The sequence below is a fragment of the Halomonas sp. DP1Y21-3 genome (assembly GCF_019801245.1).
In the GTDB taxonomy this organism is placed as follows: domain Bacteria; phylum Pseudomonadota; class Gammaproteobacteria; order Pseudomonadales; family Halomonadaceae; genus Halomonas; species Halomonas litopenaei.
In genome coordinates this window covers 970,097-989,282 of the sequence record NZ_JAHVJM010000001.1, presented here as the reverse complement: position 1 = coordinate 989,282, position 19,186 = coordinate 970,097, and the positions used below count along the sequence as shown (strand labels likewise).

General features: G+C 65.8%; 19 protein-coding genes. 10 read left to right on the top strand and 9 right to left on the bottom strand.

Going from position 1 to position 19,186, the window contains the following annotated elements; all coding sequences use genetic code 11:
- The first annotated feature begins 38 nt into the window (after positions 1–38).
- The 4 genes from KUV74_RS04295 to KUV74_RS04280 all read left to right on the top strand — a co-directional run bounded on the left by KUV74_RS04295 (position 39) and on the right by KUV74_RS04280 (position 3,377).
- A complete protein-coding gene (locus tag KUV74_RS04295; protein WP_222515701.1) occupies positions 39–1,505 on the top strand; it encodes an MFS transporter in 1,467 nt (488 codons plus the stop codon).
- Positions 1,506–1,577: 72 nt separating this feature from the next.
- Complete coding sequence (locus tag KUV74_RS04290) at positions 1,578–1,889, top strand: BolA family protein (RefSeq protein ID WP_045991309.1); 312 nt, start codon at positions 1,578–1,580, stop codon at positions 1,887–1,889.
- The gene (locus KUV74_RS04285) at positions 1,886–2,824 is read left to right on the top strand and encodes a hypothetical protein (RefSeq protein ID WP_222515700.1); all 939 of its coding nucleotides are present in this window, start codon (positions 1,886–1,888) and stop codon (positions 2,822–2,824) included. The genes KUV74_RS04290 and KUV74_RS04285 overlap by 4 nt, the downstream gene beginning before the upstream one ends.
- Positions 2,796–3,377, top strand: coding sequence for a GNAT family N-acetyltransferase (locus KUV74_RS04280; RefSeq protein ID WP_253028930.1), 582 nt, complete (start codon positions 2,796–2,798; stop codon positions 3,375–3,377). The genes KUV74_RS04285 and KUV74_RS04280 overlap by 29 nt, the downstream gene beginning before the upstream one ends.
- Before the next feature lie 149 nt (positions 3,378–3,526).
- Here KUV74_RS04280 and zapB read toward each other — a convergent pair whose 3' ends face one another.
- Complete coding sequence (zapB, locus tag KUV74_RS04275) at positions 3,527–3,748, bottom strand: cell division protein ZapB (protein ID WP_045991307.1); 222 nt, start codon at positions 3,746–3,748, stop codon at positions 3,527–3,529.
- A gap of 164 nt (positions 3,749–3,912) precedes the next feature.
- Positions 3,913–4,587 (bottom strand): 16S rRNA (guanine(966)-N(2))-methyltransferase RsmD, encoded by a 675-nt coding sequence (gene rsmD, locus KUV74_RS04270; RefSeq protein ID WP_222515699.1) that lies wholly within the window; start codon positions 4,585–4,587, stop codon positions 3,913–3,915.
- Between the two features lie 171 nt (positions 4,588–4,758).
- Between rsmD and ftsY the strand changes: the two genes are divergently transcribed.
- From ftsY to rpoH, 4 genes are all read left to right on the top strand, one after another.
- Complete coding sequence (ftsY, locus tag KUV74_RS04265) at positions 4,759–6,327, top strand: signal recognition particle-docking protein FtsY (RefSeq protein ID WP_222515698.1); 1,569 nt, start codon at positions 4,759–4,761, stop codon at positions 6,325–6,327.
- Positions 6,324–6,992: a cell division ATP-binding protein FtsE gene (gene ftsE, locus KUV74_RS04260; RefSeq protein ID WP_045991304.1), complete on the top strand. Its 669-nt coding sequence runs from the start codon at positions 6,324–6,326 to the stop codon at positions 6,990–6,992. Before ftsY ends, ftsE begins: the two co-directional genes overlap by 4 nt.
- The gene (gene ftsX, locus KUV74_RS04255; RefSeq protein WP_045991303.1) at positions 6,989–8,032 is read left to right on the top strand and encodes a permease-like cell division protein FtsX; all 1,044 of its coding nucleotides are present in this window, start codon (positions 6,989–6,991) and stop codon (positions 8,030–8,032) included. The genes ftsE and ftsX overlap by 4 nt, the downstream gene beginning before the upstream one ends.
- Before the next feature lie 130 nt (positions 8,033–8,162).
- The gene (rpoH, locus tag KUV74_RS04250; RefSeq protein WP_045991302.1) at positions 8,163–9,029 is read left to right on the top strand and encodes an RNA polymerase sigma factor RpoH; all 867 of its coding nucleotides are present in this window, start codon (positions 8,163–8,165) and stop codon (positions 9,027–9,029) included.
- 151 nt (positions 9,030–9,180) lie between these two features.
- Here rpoH and KUV74_RS04245 read toward each other — a convergent pair whose 3' ends face one another.
- The 4 genes from KUV74_RS04245 to KUV74_RS04230 all read right to left on the bottom strand — a co-directional run bounded on the left by KUV74_RS04245 (position 9,181) and on the right by KUV74_RS04230 (position 13,346).
- The gene (locus KUV74_RS04245) at positions 9,181–10,218 is read right to left on the bottom strand and encodes an SPFH domain-containing protein (protein ID WP_045991301.1); all 1,038 of its coding nucleotides are present in this window, start codon (positions 10,216–10,218) and stop codon (positions 9,181–9,183) included.
- 137 nt (positions 10,219–10,355) lie between these two features.
- Complete coding sequence (locus KUV74_RS04240; protein WP_108131216.1) at positions 10,356–10,820, bottom strand: NfeD family protein; 465 nt, start codon at positions 10,818–10,820, stop codon at positions 10,356–10,358.
- Between the two features lie 385 nt (positions 10,821–11,205).
- Positions 11,206–12,669, bottom strand: coding sequence for a DASS family sodium-coupled anion symporter (locus KUV74_RS04235; RefSeq protein ID WP_222515697.1), 1,464 nt, complete (start codon positions 12,667–12,669; stop codon positions 11,206–11,208).
- 272 nt (positions 12,670–12,941) lie between these two features.
- The gene (locus tag KUV74_RS04230) at positions 12,942–13,346 is read right to left on the bottom strand and encodes a DoxX family protein (RefSeq protein ID WP_045991298.1); all 405 of its coding nucleotides are present in this window, start codon (positions 13,344–13,346) and stop codon (positions 12,942–12,944) included.
- Between the two features lie 226 nt (positions 13,347–13,572).
- On the opposite strand from KUV74_RS04230, the gene KUV74_RS04225 reads away from it, so the two are divergent.
- Positions 13,573–14,034 (top strand): META domain-containing protein, encoded by a 462-nt coding sequence (locus KUV74_RS04225; protein WP_124804938.1) that lies wholly within the window; start codon positions 13,573–13,575, stop codon positions 14,032–14,034.
- Between the two features lie 24 nt (positions 14,035–14,058).
- Here KUV74_RS04225 and KUV74_RS04220 read toward each other — a convergent pair whose 3' ends face one another.
- A complete protein-coding gene (locus KUV74_RS04220) occupies positions 14,059–14,865 on the bottom strand; it encodes a hypothetical protein (protein ID WP_222515696.1) in 807 nt (268 codons plus the stop codon).
- Between the two features lie 267 nt (positions 14,866–15,132).
- On the opposite strand from KUV74_RS04220, the gene KUV74_RS04215 reads away from it, so the two are divergent.
- Positions 15,133–15,378, top strand: a complete 246-nt coding sequence (locus KUV74_RS04215; protein ID WP_222515695.1) for a helix-hairpin-helix domain-containing protein — start codon at positions 15,133–15,135, stop codon at positions 15,376–15,378.
- Positions 15,379–15,513: 135 nt separating this feature from the next.
- Here KUV74_RS04215 and KUV74_RS04210 read toward each other — a convergent pair whose 3' ends face one another.
- Together KUV74_RS04210 and KUV74_RS20780 are read right to left on the bottom strand one after the other, a co-directional pair.
- The gene (locus KUV74_RS04210; RefSeq protein ID WP_222515694.1) at positions 15,514–18,360 is read right to left on the bottom strand and encodes a valine--tRNA ligase; all 2,847 of its coding nucleotides are present in this window, start codon (positions 18,358–18,360) and stop codon (positions 15,514–15,516) included.
- A gap of 232 nt (positions 18,361–18,592) precedes the next feature.
- The gene (locus KUV74_RS20780) at positions 18,593–19,171 is read right to left on the bottom strand and encodes a DNA polymerase III subunit chi (RefSeq protein WP_261395074.1); all 579 of its coding nucleotides are present in this window, start codon (positions 19,169–19,171) and stop codon (positions 18,593–18,595) included.
- Positions 19,172–19,186: the final 15 nt, after the last annotated feature.

Below are 19,186 nucleotides of genomic sequence, written 5' to 3'. Positions count from 1 at the left end.
AGACAACACCCGCCTAGACAACACCAGGAATTGCCCCGATGAGTCGACTGTTCTCCACCCGTGACGGCGACGACGGCCTGCCCGGGCCGGAGCGACGGCTGGCGGTCATCGCCCTGGTGCTGGGGACCCTGATGGCAGTGGTGGACACCACCATGATCAATATCGCGCTGCCCTCCATGGCGCGGGATCTGGGCGTGTCCGATGCCCGCGCGGTGTGGATCACCAACCTGTTCCAGGTGGTCTGCGCGGCCATGCTGCTGGTGTTCGCCGCCGCCAGCGAGTTGCTCAGTCGGCGCAAGGTCTACGTGGCAGGGCTCACCCTGTTCGTGGTGGCGGCGCTGGGCAGCGCGCTGTCGCCCAACTTCGAGACCCTGCTGGTGTTTCGTGCCCTGCAGGGCGTCGGCGCCGCCGCCACCCTGTCGATCGGGCCGAGCCTGTATCGCTCGATCTTTCCCTCGCGCCTGCTCGGCAGCGCCCTGGGCCTGTCGTCGCTGGTGGTGGCGGGGGGCTACGCCGCCGGCCCGTCGATCGGTGGTCTGGTGCTGTCGGTGGCCAACTGGCCGTGGCTGTTCGCCCTGAACGTGCCGCTGGGCACCGCCGCCGCGGTCATGGCCTGGCGAGCCCTGCCCAGGGAGGAACGCCGCGAGGGCAGCTTCGACGCCTTCGGCGCCCTGGCCTCCATGGCCATGCTGGCGGGACTGTTCATGTGCATGGACGCCGTCGGTCATCGCGCGCCGCTGGCCGAGATCCTGGCCTGGCTGGCGGTGACGGTGGTGTCGGCGGTGGCCTTTATCCGTCGCCAGGGGCGGGCTCCCCATCCGCTGCTGCCGCTGGGGCTGTTTCGTGAACCGCGTTTCAGCCTGGCAGTGTCCGCCCAGGGCACCGCCTTCATCGGACAGGGGCTGACCTTCGTTGCGCTGTCGTTTCTCTACCAGCAGCAGATGGGCTACTCGGCGCTGCATACCGCCTGGTTGTTTACCCCCTGGCCGCTGACCATCATGGTGGTCGGGCCGCTGTCCGGTCGTCTGGCCGATCGCTTCAACCCGAGCGTGGTGGCAAGCGTCGGCCTGGTCATGCTGTTGCTGGGGCTGGTCAGCCTGGCGGCGCTGCCGCAGGACGCCAGCGCGATCGACAGCCTGTGGCGTACCGCCCTGTGTGGCGCAGGCTTTGGCCTTTTCCAGCCGCCCAACAACCGTGAACTGATGACCAGCGTGCCCAAGGCCCGCAGCGCCAACGCCTCGGGGGTGATGAGTACCACCCGCACGGTGGGACAGTCGCTGGGGGTGGCCCTGGTCGGGCTGTGCCTGGCCGCCGGCGCCGGCGTTCAGCAGGCGTTGTGGGTCGGCGCTGCCACCACCTTGCTGGCGCTGGTGATCAGCCTGGTGCGTATCCCCCGGGCCCATCGTGCGTATCGTGCGGCGCGGGAGCAGAAGAAGGCCGCGCGCGCCGGCTACTCCGAACGAGTGGGCGAGGACTCCCCGAACCGGGTCGCGGATCGGGCTTAGTCAGCGGCTGGGCGAGGGCGTACAATGGCACAGTATGTACAAAATTAACCGTCACAGACGCGAGTACCCATCATGAGTATTCAGGCGACCATCGAACACAAGCTAAAGGCCCTGGAGCCCACCGAACTGGTGGTCGAGAACGAGAGCCACATGCACAGCGTGCCGCCGAACTCGGAAACCCACTTCAAGGTGACCCTGGTCTCCGAGCGCTTTTCCGGGCTGATGCCGGTCAAGCGCCACCAGCAGATCTACTCGCTGCTGGCCGATGAACTGTCCGGCCCGGTCCACGCCCTGGCGCTGCACCTTTACACCCCCGGTGAATGGGATAGCCGCAGCGCACCGCGTCCGGACTCGCCCAACTGCATGGGCGGCTCACGCTCGTGACGCCGGAGCCGACACGGCTCGCCTATCTGGATGCCATGGGGCTGACCGCCTGGGTGGCCCGCTACCAGCTGCCCAACGCCCGCGAGACCGAAGCCTGCGACTGGCCCGAGCCGGTACCAGAGGAGCGGCCCCAGCCCGGTGCCAAGGGCCTGCATGCGCTGCTCGATGACATGCCCGCTTCGGCCGGCGGCGACACTTCCCCCGGGGCGACCGAGCAGGCCGCTGTCGCTGATTCGTCCTCTGCCGTCCAGGCTCCTGCACCCCAGGCGCCGGCTGGTCCGCGCAAGGCCAGGGCGCTGCTCGGTGATATCGTGCCCGATGCAGACGACGGTGCGGCGACGGCCCCCACGGCCATGCCGGCAGAGGATGAGGCGGAGGAAGGCGCCGAGCCGCTGCGCTTCGGCTGTCAGGTGGCCTGTCTCGACGGTCGCTGGCTTTTGCTGGTCGCCCGTGACGAACCGCTGGGGCCCCTGCACCAGCGGCTTCTGCTCAATATCCTGACCGCCGCCGGGGTCAGGCCGTCGCAGCGACCGGTATTCGACTCCCTTGCCTGGCCACTGGAAGAAGGCTTGCCGGTCAGGCGGCCGTTGGACGAGGCGCGTCAGGGGCTGAAGGCCTTTGTGGCCGGTCGGGCACGTCGTGGCTGGGCTCCGGAGCGGGTACTGGTATTCGGCCGCCAGGAGGCGCTGATGCAAGCACTGGCCCCGTCTGACGCCACCGACAACAGCGCGCAGCCTCCGCGCAGCCAGACCCTGGCGCTGCCATTGTGGCAGGGCCCGGGGCTCGATGAACTGCTCGCCGGTGACGGCGTCGGTGCCGAGGCCAAGCGCAGGCTGTGGGCGCAGATCGGCGATTGGCAGGCGCAGTGGGGTGACGGCGCGAAAGGTGATGGTGCTGGAGGCGATGGTGCAAGAGACGACAGCGATGGCGCCTGAGGCGACAGCGGGCCAGCAGAGCTGTCCGCATAGCGGTGTCTACGGTCCTGTCCGTGTCCTCGGCGCCGCCGATCTTGACGCCCTCTTGCGACTGGAAGCGATGCCGTCAGCGCCGTTGTCCAGCCCTCAGGCACTGGCTCAGGCACTGGAAGATGACCAGCGCCTGCTGCTGGGGATCGATCGGCTGGGTCCGGCGGGTGATGTCGGCGTTGAAGGCGGCCTTGATGCGGGCATGACGGGGCAGAGGGCTATTCACGCCTACGCCTTGCTGGCACGCCAGCCCTTCGAGGCCGAGCTGGAAGCGATCCTGGTGGCCCCGCAAGCTCGCCGCCAAGGGCTTGCCGCACGGCTGCTGACAAGCCTGATTGCGGTAGCGCGCCAGTGGGGCTCGGAGCGACTGCTGCTGGAGGTGCGTGCCGACAACGGCGCGGCGATCGCCTGCTACCGAGCCGCCGGCTTCGCCGAGGATGGTGTGCGTCGCGGCTACTATCCGCCGCTGGCCGATGGCGGCGAGCGTGTCGATGCCTTGCTGATGTCGCTGGCGCTTGACTGAAACAGCCTGAAGCGCACGGCTTCCGTGCATTCATCGTACGCGCAATGCAAAAGGGCTCCCCATGGGGAGCCCTTTTCATTCGTGTCGATCGTTCGTATCAGCCGTTCGAGTCGGCCGTTCGAGTCGACACTGCCGGCACACAAGGCAGGTCAGAGGCTATGGGCGGGCGCCTGTTCGGTATTGCCCGTTTCGCCTTCCACCTCATCGAGCTGGCCCAGGATGGCGGTCAGGCGACGTTCCCACTCTTCGCGATCCTGCTTCAGGCGAGCGTTTTCCTCGCGCAACTCCTCGGCTTCCAGTTTCAGCAATTCCAGGGCCTCAAGGGCGCTGGAGACCTTCTTTTCGAGTTGGTTGAAGAGTTCCGTGCTCATCCTCGTCTCCTGACATGACGTGGGGTGAAGGCGCGACGCGCGCCCCGATGGAACGAGCGTAACGCCGCCGCCGCCGGCGAACAAGCGTCGCCGGGCGGCGACGGGGCTGCTTTGCTGATTCGGCTCAGGAATTACGACGGTCGCGTGCTTGGGGTACTGCCGGCTCAGCTCTCAGGCGCAGCGTCCTTGAGCGAGTCGGCGTCGCTTTCGCTGCGTCGATACAGACGCCCCATGCTGTCTCCGGCGCGGACCTCTCGGTGTAGCTGCCAGGTGTGGGGCACGGCGGGAACCAGACCGCTTTCGACCTCCACGTAGATCCAGGCCTCATCCGCCAGCCAGCCGGCTTCCAGGGCCTGGCAGCATGGCTCGGCGAGGCCCTGGCGAAAGGGCGGGTCGAGAAACACCAGGTCGAAGGGGCTGGCGGTATCGTCTTTCAGCAGCGCGGCGGCGTCGGTGCGGCGCACCTGGGCGCGATCGATCGCCAGCGTCGCCAGGTTGTCGCTGATCGCCTGGGCCACCTGGGCATCGCGCTCGACGAATAGGGCCTCGCTGGCGCCACGCGACAGCGCCTCCAGGCCCAGGGCACCGGTGCCGGCAAACAGATCGAGCACGCGGACGCGGTAAAGCTCGACCCCAAGCCAGTTGAACAGGGTCTCGCGCACCCGGTCCGGGGTCGGGCGCAGGCCGGGCTTGTCGAGCACCGGCAGCTGACGGCGGCGGTGTTCGCCACCGATGATACGCAGCTTGCCAGGCGGCCGACCGCTCGCGGGACTCTTGCCCGAGCGGGGTTTTCCGGCGCCGCCGCGCGGACGGTTTCTTGAAGGACGTTGTCGACTCATGGGCGGCGATTCTACCCCCATGGCCGGGTGTCGTCATGCCTTCGCCATCGCTTCTGTGGCAGGCTGTGGGCAGCGTCGCGTTGCCGCCTCGGGGCTGCCCTGTGTCCACAGCGAGCGGGCAGGGTGGTAGGATGTGGCGGTTCGTTCACCGGCTGAGGCGTCAGGTCATCCATGTTCGGTATTTTCAAGCGCAAGAAGAAGCACACGGGCGAAGAACCCGCCAAGGACCAGGAAGTCGTCGATCAGTCGTCTGCAGATGAGGCGGAAGGTGCGGCTGACAGGGAGGCTGAACAGCCCCTCGGCGACGAGCTGTCGCAACGCTCACCGTCGGATGCCGAGCCACCCCAGCAGGGCCGGGAACCTGGCCCCGAGCCGACCGAGACCGCCGAGGCGGTGGTGCCGGAGCCTGTTGAGCCGGCAGCGCCGGGGCCTGCCGAGCCGTCCACCCCTGCCGAGCAGGCGCCCGTTGAACCTGAGCCCGACAAGCAAGAGCCCGACGAGCAAGAGCAAAAGCCTGTCGAGCAGAAGTCTGTCGAGCAGAAGTCCGGCGAGTCGCAAGCCGACCAGGCGCCGTCTGCCAGCCCCCAGCCGGCTGGCGAGCCCGCCGAAGATGAATCGCCGGCCTCGGCGCACAAGTTGGCCGAGGCGGAGGTGCCCGAGCCTGCAAGTCCGCCCGCCGCCGACGCTGGCAGCGGCCAGCGCGAGCACGCCGAGGTGATCGAGCCCAGCCGTCCCACCGGCCCGGCCCTGCAGGAAAAGCCCAGAGCGCCGGTGCAGGGTGGCAAGGGTGGCGAGAAGAAGGGCTGGTTTGCGCGCATGCGCGAGGGCCTTGGCAAGACTCGGGCCAACCTGAGCGACGGCCTGGCCGACCTGTTCATGGGTGCCAAGCAGATCGATGACGAGCTGATCGAGGACATCGAGACCCAGCTGCTGATGGCCGACGTCGGTATCGAGGCCACCAGCGAAATCATCGAGGCGCTGACCGATCGAGTCTCGCGCAAGGAGCTGAAGGACCCCGAGGCGCTGTATCGTGCGCTGCAGCAGGAGCTGGCCGCCATGCTCGGCGAGGTCAGCCAGCCCTTGAGCCTCGAGACCGCCGACGGTGGGCCCTTCGTCATCCTGGTGGTGGGCGTCAACGGCGTCGGCAAGACCACCACCATCGGCAAGCTGACCCAGCGCTTCCAGCGCGAGGGCAAGAGCGTGATGCTGGCGGCGGGGGACACCTTCCGCGCGGCCGCGGTAGAGCAGCTCAAGGTGTGGGGCGAGCGCAACAGCGTGCCGGTGGTGGCTCAGCACACCGGCGCCGACAGCGCCTCGGTGATCTATGACGCCGTGGCGGCGGCCCGTGCCCGTGGCGTCGACGTCTTGATCGCCGATACCGCTGGTCGCCTGCACAACAAGAGTCACCTGATGGAAGAGCTCAAGAAGGTCCATCGGGTGATGGGCAAGCTCGATGCGCAGGCGCCTCACGAGGTGATGCTGGTGCTCGACGCCGGTACCGGCCAGAACGCCTTGTCCCAGGCGGCCACCTTCAACGAGGCGGTTCCGGTCAGCGGGATCACCCTGACCAAGCTCGACGGTACCGCCAAGGGGGGCGTGATCTTCGCCCTGGCCAAGCAGCTGAAGACGCCGATCCGCTTTATCGGGGTGGGTGAGAGTCTGGATGACCTGCGGCCGTTCAAGGCCGAGGACTTCGTCGACGCCCTGTTCGATCGTCGCCCGAGTGACGCCGACGAATGATCGCCTTCGAGCACGTCGGCAAGCGCTATGGAGGGCGCTTCGAGGCGCTCTCCAATATCGATTTTCGCGTCTCGCGGGGCGAGATGGTGTTTCTCACCGGCCATTCCGGTGCCGGCAAGAGTTCGCTGCTGCGGCTGATCATGCGCCTGGAGCGACCCAGTCGCGGACGGGTGATGGTCGCCGGTCACGATATCGACAAGCTGCATCCCAGCCAGTTGCCGTTCTACCGGCGTCAGATCGGGGTGGTCTTCCAGGACCACCAGCTGCTGTTCGACCGCTCGATCTATCACAACGTGGCGTTGCCGCTGGAGATCCGCGGCCTGGCGCCGCGGGATATCGCGCGGCGGGTCCGCGCCGCACTCGACAAGGTCGGCCTGTTGCACCGCGAAAAGGCGCTTCCCATCGAGCTTTCCGGCGGCGAGCAGCAGCGCGTGGGTATCGCCCGGGCGGTGGTCAACAAGCCCGCCCTGCTGCTGGCCGATGAGCCTACCGGTAACCTCGACCCTCAGTTGTCCGCCGATATCATGGGGCTGTTCGAGGACTTTCATCGCATCGGCACCACGGTGATGATCGCCAGTCACGATCTGGCGTTGATCGCCAGGCTGCGTCACCGCACCCTGCGCCTGAGCGAGGGGCGCCTGGTGGCCGACGAGGAGGCCGCATGAGCGCTCGCCATTCGCGCAAGGGCGCGGCGACGCCCAGGGGCGCCTCGGCCGCCGCACGTACGGGCGGCCGCCAGGAGGCCTCGACGTCACCTCGCGGTGCGCGTCAGCAGACGGTGCGTGCACAGGGGCAGTGGCAAGCCTGGCTGCGCCACCATCGCGCCATGTGTGTGGACAGCCTGCGCCGGCTGGTGCGCCAGCCGGTGGGTAGCCTCTTGACCATGCTCGCCATCGCCATCGCCCTGGTGCTGCCCAGCGCCCTGTGGCTGTCACTGGACAGCGCCAAGCTGGTGGACGCCGAGTTGGACGCCAGCGCCACCCTGACGGCCTACCTCGACAAGGGGGTGAGCGAGTCCGAGACCGGGCGCATCCTGGAAGCGCTGGAGGCTCAGTCGGAGGTCGCCGCCACCGAATTGATCACCGCCGAGCAGGGCATGGCGGAATTCCAGCAATCCCTGGGGCTCGACGATGCCCTGGCGCGGCTCGACGAGAATCCGCTGCCCGCCGCGGTGGTGATCTCGCCGACGACGCCGTCACCGGAGGCCATGGCGGCGTTGTCCGAGCGGCTGTCGGCGATGTCCGGGGTGGCCGAGGTGCGCCTCGACCTGGCCTGGATCGAGCGTCTGCGGCAACTGGCTGAGCTGGGTCGTCGCCTGACCCTGGCACTGGGAGTGCTGTTTGGTCTGGGCGTGCTGCTGGTGGTGGGCAACACCATCCGCCTGGCGGTGGAGAACCGGCGCAAGGAGATCGAGGTGGTGACCCTGATCGGCGCCACCCATGCCTTTGTACGCCGACCCTTCCTGTACAGCGGCGCCTGGTATGGCCTGGGCGGCGGACTGCTGGCGTGGGGGCTTCTGACCCTGGGCAGCGACTGGCTGGCGGCGCCGGTGGCATCGCTGGCGGCCAGCTACGGCGCGCACTATCAGCTACCGACCCTGGGCCTCGTCGGCTCTACAACATTGCTGACTTGTAGTACACTATTGGGCTGGTTGGGAGCCTGGATCGCCGTCAGCCGCCATCTGGCGGGCATCAAGCCACGCTAGCGGCAACAGGTAATCACCCGTTTCTTGTACGGTTTCGTCGGATGTCTACGACCAAAGGGGAACTTCTTCCTATTTTTATCCTCCAAGGTGCATCCGAAATCTTGTTGGTCTTCGAGGAGACAACCTGCACATGAGCAACAGTCTTCTGCCGGTGGGTCATCTTTCACCGGGGCACGACCTCAACGGCTATATTCAGGCCGTCAATCGCATTCCGCTGCTGACGGTGGATGAAGAGCAGGACCTGGCCCATCGCCTTCAGCAGGAAGGCGATCTGGAAGCCGCCCGCCGTCTGGTCATGTCCCATCTGCGTTTTGTCGTGCACATCGCACGCAGCTATTCCGGCTATGGACTTCCCCAGGCTGACCTGATTCAGGAAGGCAACGTCGGCCTGATGAAGGCCGTCAAGCGTTTCGACCCGACCCAGGGCGTACGCCTGGTGTCTTTCGCGGTGCACTGGATCAAGGCCGAGATCCACGAGTTCGTGCTGCGCAACTGGCGTATCGTCAAGATCGCCACCACCAAGGCCCAGCGCAAGCTGTTCTTCAACCTGCGCGGCGCCAAGAAGCGCCTGGCCTGGTTGAACAGCGATGAGGTCGACGCCATCGCCAAGGATCTGGACGTCAAGCCCGAGGTGGTGCGCGAGATGGAAGGTCGTCTGGCCTCCCACGATGCAGGCTTCGATGCCTCACCGTCCGAGGACGAGGATTCGGCCTATCAGGCACCGGTTCACTATCTGGACGACGCCAGCCAGGACCCGGCGACCCAGCTCGAGGACAGCGACTGGGAGCAGGACGCTACCCGCCGCCTCCAGGGCGCGCTGGCCGAGCTCGACGAGCGCTCTCGGGATATCCTGAGCCAGCGCTGGCTCGCCGAAAACAAGGCGACCCTGCATGAACTGGCCGACGTCTATGGCGTGTCCGCCGAGCGCATTCGTCAGCTCGAGAAGAACGCCATGAAGAAGATCCGCGAACGCCTGGGCGACAGCATGGCGGCCTGACCGCCATCGATGGCGCCAGCCGCTGGCAGGACGAATACGCCCGAACCTCACGGTTCGGGCGTTTTCAGTTGTGGCTGAGCTTGTACCAGGGCGACTGCCACAAGGGCTGTAGGGTGGTTGCCTGAGCCGCTACACGCCCTCGTACCTGCGCCTAGCCCTGGGCGCTGGCAGCACCCGTCAGGCCGCCAGCGGCGGCCGCGCGGCGGGCAATGTCGCCCAGCGCCTCGTCACCGGCGCTGAGATCGCGAAAGGCGCCCATGGCGCCGAGGAGGGCCGAACTCTCGTAGGGCACGAACACACGCTCTCCCTGCTTGGCCATCTCCGGCAGCATCGAGATATAGGACTGGCCGAGCAGATAGCCGATGACCGCCCTGGTGCTCTTCTCGCCTTCGCCCATGGCACCCAGTACCAGCTCGATGGAGCGACTTTCGCCCTGGGCACGCAGAATGGCGGATTCCTTGTCGCCCTGGGCGTTGAGGATCGCTGACTCCTTCTGGCCCTGGGCCTTGGCGATGGCCGCGGCCTTTTCGCCCTCGGCCTCGGTGACGGTGGCTCGACGGCGACGTTCGGCGGACATCTGCAGGTGCATGGCCTCCTTGACCTCCGTCGGCATCTCGATGTCCTGCACCTCGATGCGATTGATCGCCACCCCCCACTTGGAAGCAGGTTCCTCCATCTGTTCCTTGATCTTGGCGTTGACCTCGGCGCGGGACTCGAAGATCTTGTCCAGCTCCATCTGGCCGACCACCGAGCGCAGCGTCGTCTTGGCCAGTACCTCCACCGCCTGACTCATGTTCTCGATCTTGTAGACGGCGTTGGCCGGATCGATGATCTGAAAGTAGATGGCGCCATCGATGCGAACCGTCACGTTGTCGGTGGTGACCACCGGCTGGGACGGGAAGTCCATGACCGACTCGCGCAGGTCGATGCGGGTCTCCTGACTCAGCACCGGGGTGAATTCCTGGCCCTTGCGCAGGTAGCGCACCATCTTGATCGGTCTTGGCTTGTCGAAGAACGGAACGATGAAGTTGATGCCCTTCTGCAGCGTGCGGTGGTAGGCGCCGAGGCGCTCGATCACCATCACCTCGGACTCCTGAACGATCACCAGTCCCTTGATCACCATGATCACGGCGATGACGACCACCACCAGGGCAATCAATAGCCCCGGATTTATGGCATACGGCAACATGCAGGTACCTCCTTGGTATCGAGAGTGTCGCCCAGGGCGACCGACGGCATCCCGCCGCCGAAAGCCAGCTTAGGCAATGGGCGGGCGAGTGGCGATAGCGTCTGGCGGCCGCTGCCCGAACGAGCGCATGACCGGGATCAAGAACCTTCGCCGGCGGGACGGACCACCGCCTGGGTGCCCTCGAAGCGGACCAGCGTTACCTCGTCCCCCGGACGAAGGGCAGGACCACTCCCTGCTTCGTCCGCCAGACTGGCACGGTAGAGATCACCGTCGAGCTTGATGCAGGGTGCGTCATCGAAGTCGCGGCTGACCAGCACGAAGCGTTGACCGCGGCCTCCACCGCTGCCAGCCACGCCGAAGCCTTTTTTCGCGCCTCGGCCGCGTCGTCTGAGCTGTCGAATCGCCAGCGGCACCAGCACGGCGCAGGCGAGCGCCAGGACGATCAGTTGCAGGGTGAAAGTGGCGCCCAGCCAGGCGGCCAGGGCGGTGAGGGCGAGCGCCGCCGCCAGGGCCAGCAGCACGTAGGAGCCGGTCAGCAGCTCGACCAGCAGAGCCGCGAGTCCGGCCAGCAGCCACCACAGCGCGGGAGATAGAAAATCCATGAGGGGCCTCTTGGAAGCAGCGAAATGACGTCCTGTCCTGTCCGATTCTGCGCCGCCTGCCGTGGCCCGGCAAGCCGGTGAGGCCCGCAGACGACAGCGCCACCGCGATTGCGGTGGCGCTTGGCTGAATGTGAGGAGGCCCGAAAGGCTGTCGTATTACGGTGCTTACCAGTACCCCAGCACCTTCCACCGTAGAGAGTCTGCGACACCGACCCAGACGGTCAGATTGACCAGGCTCCTACCCTGATCAAGAGCGGACCCGCCTTCCGGGCGTCTTACCAGTACCCCAGCACCTTCCACCGTAGAGAGTCTGCGACACCGACCCCGACGGTCAGGTTGACCAGGCTCCTGCTCTGATCAAGAGCGGACCCGCCTTCCGGGCGTCTTACCAGTACCCCAGCACCTTCCACCATAGGCTACCGACACCGACCCAGACGGTCAGGTTGACCAGGCTCATCACCAGTCCGGCCTTCCACCAGGTGCCGAGTTCCACATAGCCGGAGCCGAAGATGATCGGGGCGGTGCCGGTGGCGTAGTGGGTCAGCGACATCATCAGTGAGGAGGCGCCGGCCAGCAGCAGGGCGATGTACAGGGTAGGGATGCCGAGGGCGATACCGGCGGCCAGGAAGGCGGCGTACATGGCGGTGATATGGGCGGTGGTGCTGGCGAAGAAGTAGTGCGCGTAGAAGTAGACGCCGGTCAGCGCCAGGGCCATGCCGAACCAGCCCATGTTGAAGCTGCTGATGCCCTCCTCGATGACCCCGGAGAACCAGCCGATCAGTCCGAGCTTGCCCAGGAAGCTTGCCATCATTACCAGAGCGGCGAACCACACGATGGTGTCCCAGGCGGACTTCTCGCCGAGAATGTCATCCCAGGTCAGCACATTGGTGACCAGCAGGATGGACAGTCCCAGCAGCGCCACCGCGGTGGAGTTCACCTTGAACTCGGGGCCGAACAGCATCGCCGGGATACCGGCCCACAGGATCAACAGCAGGCCGAACACGCCGATCATGATCTTTTCGGCGCGGTCGAGCGCGCCCATGGCGGTGAGCTGCTCGCGGGCGAAGGAGGTGGCGTCCGGGGTGCGCTTGAGCTCCGGCGGATACAGCACGTACAGCACCGCCGGCATCAAGGCGATGGCGACCAGGCCGGGCAATAGCGCGGCCAGCGCCCACTGGGTCCAGGTGATCGAGATGGCGGAGTCGGTAGCCTTGGCGATCAGGTCGACGATAAGCGGGTTGGGGGCCGTTGCGGTGATGAACATGGCCGAGGTGATGGGGTTGGCGTGATAGTTCACCAGCGCCAGGTACTCGCCGATCTTCTTGCTGGTGCCGGACTCGGGGGAGGAGCCGAAGCTGTCGGCGATGGAGCGCATGATCGGGTGCATGATGCCGCCACCCCGGGCGGTGTTGCTGGGGGTGATCGGGGCGATGGTCAGCTCCGCCAGGGACAGGGCGTAGCCGATGCCGAGGGTGCGTTTGCCGAAGGCGGCGATAAAGGCGTAGCCGATGCGGTTGCCCAGCCCCGTCTTCGACAGCCCGCGGGAGATCATGATGGCCAGGCCGATCAGCCAGATCAGCGGGTTGGAAAAGCCCGAGAGGGCGTCGGAGACCGCGCCCTTGGAGCTTTCAGGGTTGGTGACGCCGGTCAGCGCGACCACGGTGATGGCAATGATCGCCAGGGCGCCGATGCGCATGGTCTTGCCGATGATGGCGGCGATGGTGGCGACGAAGATCGCCAGCAGGTGCCAGGCCTCGGGGTTGACGCCGTCAGGTACGGGGATTACGAACCAGAGCGCCAGCCCCAGGGTCACCGAGACCAGGGCGGGAAGCGGTTTGAATGCGAGCATAAGCGAGCTCCTTTGGGGAAGATCGAGTGATCACCTCTCCGCAGAGAGAATCCGAAGGTGTTGTGCTCATTTACGCATAGACGAAGCGACGTCCGAATGACGGACATCAAGCAGAAGTACGACTTTCGTCGAAATGGTCATGTCGAGTGCAACTTGCGCTGAGGAGGTCGCAGCGCCAAGGCAGGAGATAACGGTGCAGGAGTTGGGTGAGGGCTGCGGCCGACGCCATGCCGGGAACTGCCCGGCATGGCGCGAGAGGAGGTGAACGGTCCCTAGTCGGGCTTGATCGCGGTGCGGCCGCTGCCCAGGAACATCATCGCCAGGGCGCCGAACAGGAACATGCCCTGCAGCTCCAGCGCCCAGCCGCCGCTGCTGGTCAGGCTGAACAGCTCACCCATATGCGCCAGATAGATGGCCACCACCATGTTGCCGGCGATCAGCAGACCGGCGATGCGAGTGTTCCAGCCGAGGATTGCCATGACAGGTGCGACGACTTCGCCCAGCAGAACGCCATAGGCCAGCACCGTGGGCAGGCCATGGGAGGCCAGGGTTTCACCGATCCAGGACAGGCTGCCGGGATTGATCAGCTTGCTGACGCCGTGCAGCAGGATCATCACGCCAAGGGCCAGGCGCAGGATCAGCTTTCCCAGGTCGTCGTTGTCGAGGGCGTTGAGCATGGTGACTTCCTTTTCACTAGGGGCTTTTTTGACTCGAGAGCCTTTCACTTCTGGCGTTGGGCAGAAAACAGTCGCGCCGAGTTATCCGTGGCTTCGCAGCATGATCGCGATGACGTCGGCATGGTGCCTTCGGTCGCAACACCAGAATCACCGAAACGGTCGGACCACGCAGGCAATTCTGGCATATTAGGCTTTATCCAGATGACTCAGCTGCAAGGAAGATAGCATGGTTCCGTCACGACTTCGCCGCACCGCCGCTTTCGCTCTTTTCACCCTGGCGCTCAGTGCCTGCTCCAGCCAGCCTGGGCCCACGGTGGGTGGGGGCGACACGGCGGCCCCGGGCAGCGTCTCGAGCCCGCTGGTCGGCAAGCGCTGGAACCTGTTGCTGGTGGGCACCAGCGATCGCCTGTCGATGCCGCAGAAGCCGTACTTCGAGGTGGCTTCCGATGGCAGTGTCAGCGGTAGCGACGGCTGCAATCGCTTCACCGGCACGGTGAGCTTCGGTGACAGCCAGCGTATCGACTTCAGCGAACTGACCGCCACCCGCATGGCCTGTGCCAATCCCCAGGGGGCCCAGCAGGTCCGCGAGATGCTCGACAACGCCTATCGCTACCTGATCGACCATGACCGACTGGTGTTCTTCGGCCCTAACTCGCTGGTGCTGGGCGGTTTTCGCGACGCTAGCTGACCGGGCCAGTGTTCATCGGGGCGATCAGCGACTCCGGTTGTCCCTCCTGAGCGCGGTACTCGAGATGTCGGCTGCAGCGCGGCTTGCATGATGCAGGCAGGATCGCAGGCTGTGCTTTCGCTGTTGGAAGCGATCGAGCCACCGGGGATGGATCGCCACCACGCGCACCGGAACGGAAGCTAGTCCCAGCAATTGCACGATGGCCAGGCGGTGTGAACCGCCGTAGCCGAGCACGACCTCGCCATCCCGGGTAATCAATACCTGCATTTCGTCATCGGGGTGGCGACTGTCGTCGGGGTGTTGGCGAGCCAGTTCTTGCTGGGTCTTGTAGCCGTGTCGGCGAATGCCGTGGTAGGCACGAGACAGCGTCTCGAAGTAGCGAGCGATATCCTCCTCGCTGCGACACCAGTAGGCGCCTTGCTGTGCCGGGTCGGTGCACTCGCCGGAACGATAGCGAGCCACCGCTTGATGCATCTGGGCGTACTGGGCGGTCTCGCGGAAGTGCCTGTCGTGGGCGAAGATGTCCTCGACTGCAGCGGTCTCGTTCAGGCGTGCCTGGCAAAGTGGTGCAACATGGCTGATGTCCCAGTCGCCTTCACTGATCAACTCACGGCTCAAGCCAGAGCGCGTGACGCAGCGCGCGATGCGCCTTGGGTCGATGTCGACCAGCGGCAGGTCGTTGGCATTCAGCCAGCGACGTTGAAGGTCGACACGGCCACACAGCTCGGCCAGGTACAGCAGGGCACGCCGTGTTCGGCGGCGAAGGCGTGGCAGGGCGGCGAGCCCGGCAGTGCCAGGGAACGCCAGGGGGGAAAGGCCCGAGTGCGTCATGCTGTGCGCGTCTATTGTTGTTGTAGTCGTTGGTATGGTCGTTGTTCGCTCTGTTGTCTTATCTGCGGCCGAATCGGCGATTGGCCTGAAGGAGCGGCTGTGCTGACAGCTTCACTGTGCCGCAAAAAGCTTTAATAGAAGAAACTGAATTTTGTAGTCATACCGTCATCTCTGTGTCGTATCCGATCAGGCTGAGGCGACGCAGACGGTTGCCTTAGGCGAGGGGCAGGCACGAATCAAGAGCGATGTTATGACAGGGGGGGCTGGATGGCCTTCAGCAACGAAGAGAGAGCAGCATTGCTGGCGCTTCACGGGGTAGGGCCGACCGTCGTCAGCCGTTTTGAGCAGCTTGGCATCGACTCCTTCGAGCGTCTGGCGACGTTCGAGTCCCGGGAGATCGCCGAGCAGGTGGCATCGATGCTCAACACCAGCTGCTGGAAGAATTCGCCACGCGCCCTGGCGGCGGTGGAGGCGGCCATCGTGCGTGCCAGGCAAGGACTCAAGGTAGGCTGAGACCCTGACTTGAGATCATGGCGGACCAAAAAGAGCCGACCCCGCCAGTGGCGGGGTCGGCTCGGGTGGTGCTGACGTCGGTCGTGCCGGCTTGGGCCGGGACTCGACTAGAGCGCTGCGACTAGAGCGCTGCGACTACAGGGCCGCGATCTTGTCGCGCTGTTCGACCAGCACCCGGCGGGCGGCCTGGTACTCCTCGAGCTTGCCGCGCTCCTTGTCGATGACGGCGGCCGGGGCCTTGGCCACGAAGCCTTCGTTGGCGAGCTTCTTCTCGACGCCGCCGATCAACTTGTCCTGCTTGTCGATCTCCTTGCCCAGGCGGGCGAGCTCGGCGTCCTTGTCGATCAGGTCCGCCATCGGCACCAGTACTTCCATGTCGCCGACCAGCTGGGTGGCGGACAGCGGCGCCGTGCTGGCGTCATCGAGCCACTCGATGGACGACAGCTTGGCCAGCTTGGACAGGAACAGGCGATTGGCGCTCAGGCGCGCCTGGTCGGCCTCGCTGCCCTTGGTCAGCAGGGCGTCGAGCGGCTTGCCCGGGGCGATGTTCATCTCGGCGCGGATATTGCGCACCGCCACGATCACCCCCTTGAGCCATTCGATGTCACGGATCGCGTCCTGGTCGATCAACGCCTCATCCGACAGCGGCCAGGCCTTGGCCATCAGCGAGTCGTTGTCGCCTTCCAGGGTGCCGGCGAGCGGCGCCACGCGCTGCCAGATCTCCTCGGAGATGTAGGGCATCATCGGATGGGCCAGGCGCAGGATGGCTTCCAGCACCCGCACCAGGGTGCGCCGGGTGCCGCGCTTGGCGGCCTCGCTGGCGCCTTCGTCCCACAGTACCGGCTTGGACAGCTCCAGATACCAGTCGCAGTACTCGTTCCAGACGAAGTCGTAAAGCGCCTGGGAGGCGTGGTCGAAGCGGAACTCCTCCATCGCACGGGTGACCTGATCCACCGTCTGCTGCAGGCGGGCCTCGATCCAGCGGTCGGCCAGCGACAGCTCGACCTCGCCGCCTTCGCGGCCGCAGTCCTCGTTCTCGGCGTTCATCAAGACGTAGCGAGAGGCGTTCCACAGCTTGTTGCAGAAGTTGCGGTAGCCGTCCAGCCGGCCCATGTCGAACTTGATGTCGCGACCGGTGGTGGCCTGGGACAGGAAGGTGTAGCGCAGGGCGTCGGTGCCGTGGGCCTCGATGCCGTCGGGGAACTCCGAACGGGTCGCCTTGGCGATGGCCTTGGCCTTCTGCGGCTGCATCATGTTGCCGGTGCGCTTGTCGACCAGCGCCTCCAGATCGATGCCGTCGATCAGGTCGATGGGGTCGAGCACGTTGCCCTTGGACTTGGACATCTTCTGGCCCTGGCCGTCACGCACCAGGCCGTGGACGTAGACCGTCTTGAACGGCACCTCGTCGGTGAACTTGAGGGTCAGCATGATCATCCGCGCGACCCAGAAGAAGATGATGTCAAAGCCGGTCACCAGCACGCTGCTGGGATGGAAGGTCTTGAGCTCTTCGGTCTGCTCGGGCCAGCCGAGGGTGCCGAAGGTCCACAGCCCGGAGCTGAACCAGGTGTCGAGTACGTCCTCGTCCTGGGTCAGGGCGACGTCGCCTGCGATGCCGTGCTTTTCGCGGGCCTCGGCTTCGGTGCGCGCCACATAGACGTTGCCCTTCTGGTCATACCAGGCAGGGATACGGTGGCCCCACCACAGCTGGCGCGAGATGCACCAGTCCTGCAGATCACGCATCCACGAGAAGTACATGTTCTCGTAATTCTTGGGCACGAACTGGATGTCGCCGTTCTCCACCGCCTCGATGGCCGGCTTGGCCAGGGTTTCCACCGCCACGAACCATTGATCGGTCAGCAGCGGCTCGATCACGTCACCGGAACGATCGCCGTAGGGCAGGGTGTTGTTGACCGTTTCGGTCTTCTCGAGCAGGCCCTTGGCCTCCATGTCGGCGACGATGGCCTTGCGAGCGGCAAAGCGGTCGAGGCCGGCGTAGGCCGCAGGCAGGCTAGTGTCGATGTCGGTCAGCGGACGGCCCTGGATGTCGAAGGCCTCGGCGGCCTCGAGGATATGGGCGGTCTTCGAGAAGACATTGATCAGCGGAAGACCAGCGCGCTTGCCGACTTCATAGTCGTTGAAGTCGTGGGCCGGGGTGATCTTCACGCAGCCCGAGCCCTTGTCCATGTCGGCGTGCTCATCGGCGACGATGGGGATGCGACGGCCGACCAGCGGAAGCTCGACGAACTTGCCGACCAGCGAGGCGTAGCGCTCGTCGTCGGGATTGACCGCCACGGCGCTGTCGCCGAGCAGGGTCTCGGGGCGGGTGGTGGCGACCACCAGATGGTCGAGGCCGGCGTCGGTGGTGACACCGTCGGCCAACGGATAGCGGAAGTGCCAGAACTGACCCTGCTGGTCGCGATTCTCGACCTCGAGATCGGAGATGGCGGTGTTCAGCGTCGGGTCCCAGTTGACCAGGCGCTTGCCGCGATACACCAGATCCTCTTCGTACAGGCGGACGAAGACCTCCTGCACCGCCTTGTAGAAGCCCTCATCCATGGTGAAGCGCTCGCGGCTCCAGTCGAGGCTTGCGCCCATGCGACGGAGCTGGCGGGTGATATGGCCGCCGGACTCATGCTTCCATTCCCACACCTTGTCGATGAAGGCCTCGCGCCCCAGGTCGTGGCGCGTCTTGCCTTCCTCGGCGGCGACCTTGCGCTCCACCAGCATCTGGGTGGCGATGCCGGCGTGGTCGGTGCCCACCTGCCACAGGGTGTTGCGACCCTGCATCCGCCGCCAGCGGATCAGGGTGTCCATGATGGTGTCCTGGAAGGCGTGACCCATGTGCAGGCTGCCGGTGACGTTGGGTGGCGGAATCATGATGGCGAAGGGGGCGCCCTTGCCCGAGGGCGCGAACCGTCCGTCGTTTTCCCAGCGCTCGTACCAGCGGGCTTCGATGCTTTCGGGTTGGTAGGTCTTGTCCATGGGGTACTCTTGCTAGCGGAGCCCGGGGCATGCCAGGCACGAGACAGAGGCTCGCGCATGGCGCTGGGCTTGGAGTTCGACAGCCGGCGCTCGGGCTCGAAAGCTTCCCGCCGAAGAGCGGTTGCGCGAGTGAGGCCTGCGAAAAATGGGCTCGATTATACCCTGATCCGAGGCGGGGCGTCAGGGGCTGACGGGATGACCGGCAGTGTCCAGAGGATTTGGTGACAGGAGCCTACCCCTGACCCTTGAGGTGGTGCGGTGTGACCGGGTAGCCGCGCTGCTTGTAGGTCTTCCAGCACTCGCGCTTGACCGTCAGCACGTCCTGGTGCTGGTTGATGATCTCGGCCACCCGCTCGAAGCGAGAAAACCACTCGGGGATTTCCGGCGACAGGTTGAGCATCGCCTGGGGCGGCGGGTCGAGGCTTTGCGGCGGCCCCTGCCAGCCGATGGTGACGGGTACCGGCCTTGCGTTCTCGATACCGGCCTCTGTTGTCCCGGCACCGGCCTCTCTTGCATCGGCCCCGTCGCCGGTCTCTTGCATACCGGCCCCGCCCCCGGCCGCTCTTGCATCGGCCCCGCCCCCGGCCGCTCTTGCATCGGCCCCGCCCCCGGCCTCGAGCGCATGGGGGACGAAGGCGTCGGGACGAAAGTCCCACAGACGCTGGTCGAGCTCACGGGCCATGGCTTCGTCTTCGGCGTACAGGTAGAGCCGGTAGCCCTTGCGGGCGATGGTCTCGGTCAGCCGACAGGCGAAGGCGAGGCGAGCCTCGAGGGTGGTGTCCGGCAGGATGTAGAAGTCGATCTTGGTCATGCGCTCTGACTTGAT

Coding starts and splice junctions, on each gene's coding strand:
- KUV74_RS04220 (WP_222515696.1), bottom strand. CDS start 14,865: ATGACGCACTCGGGCCTTTCCCCCCTGGCGTTCCCTGGCACTGCCGGG.
- KUV74_RS04215 (WP_222515695.1), top strand. CDS start 15,133: ATGGCCTTCAGCAACGAAGAGAGAGCAGCATTGCTGGCGCTTCACGGG.
- zapB (WP_045991307.1), bottom strand. CDS start 3,748: ATGAGCACGGAACTCTTCAACCAACTCGAAAAGAAGGTCTCCAGCGCC.
- ftsE (WP_045991304.1), top strand. CDS start 6,324: ATGATCGCCTTCGAGCACGTCGGCAAGCGCTATGGAGGGCGCTTCGAG.
- KUV74_RS04290 (WP_045991309.1), top strand. CDS start 1,578: ATGAGTATTCAGGCGACCATCGAACACAAGCTAAAGGCCCTGGAGCCC.
- KUV74_RS04210 (WP_222515694.1), bottom strand. CDS start 18,360: ATGGACAAGACCTACCAACCCGAAAGCATCGAAGCCCGCTGGTACGAG.
- KUV74_RS04230 (WP_045991298.1), bottom strand. CDS start 13,346: ATGCTCAACGCCCTCGACAACGACGACCTGGGAAAGCTGATCCTGCGC.
- KUV74_RS04295 (WP_222515701.1), top strand. CDS start 39: ATGAGTCGACTGTTCTCCACCCGTGACGGCGACGACGGCCTGCCCGGG.
- ftsX (WP_045991303.1), top strand. CDS start 6,989: ATGAGCGCTCGCCATTCGCGCAAGGGCGCGGCGACGCCCAGGGGCGCC.
- rsmD (WP_222515699.1), bottom strand. CDS start 4,587: ATGAGTCGACAACGTCCTTCAAGAAACCGTCCGCGCGGCGGCGCCGGA.
- ftsY (WP_222515698.1), top strand. CDS start 4,759: ATGTTCGGTATTTTCAAGCGCAAGAAGAAGCACACGGGCGAAGAACCC.
- KUV74_RS20780 (WP_261395074.1), bottom strand. CDS start 19,171: ATGACCAAGATCGACTTCTACATCCTGCCGGACACCACCCTCGAGGCT.
- KUV74_RS04245 (WP_045991301.1), bottom strand. CDS start 10,218: ATGTTGCCGTATGCCATAAATCCGGGGCTATTGATTGCCCTGGTGGTG.
- KUV74_RS04240 (WP_108131216.1), bottom strand. CDS start 10,820: ATGGATTTTCTATCTCCCGCGCTGTGGTGGCTGCTGGCCGGACTCGCG.
- rpoH (WP_045991302.1), top strand. CDS start 8,163: ATGAGCAACAGTCTTCTGCCGGTGGGTCATCTTTCACCGGGGCACGAC.
- KUV74_RS04225 (WP_124804938.1), top strand. CDS start 13,573: ATGGTTCCGTCACGACTTCGCCGCACCGCCGCTTTCGCTCTTTTCACC.
- KUV74_RS04235 (WP_222515697.1), bottom strand. CDS start 12,669: ATGCTCGCATTCAAACCGCTTCCCGCCCTGGTCTCGGTGACCCTGGGG.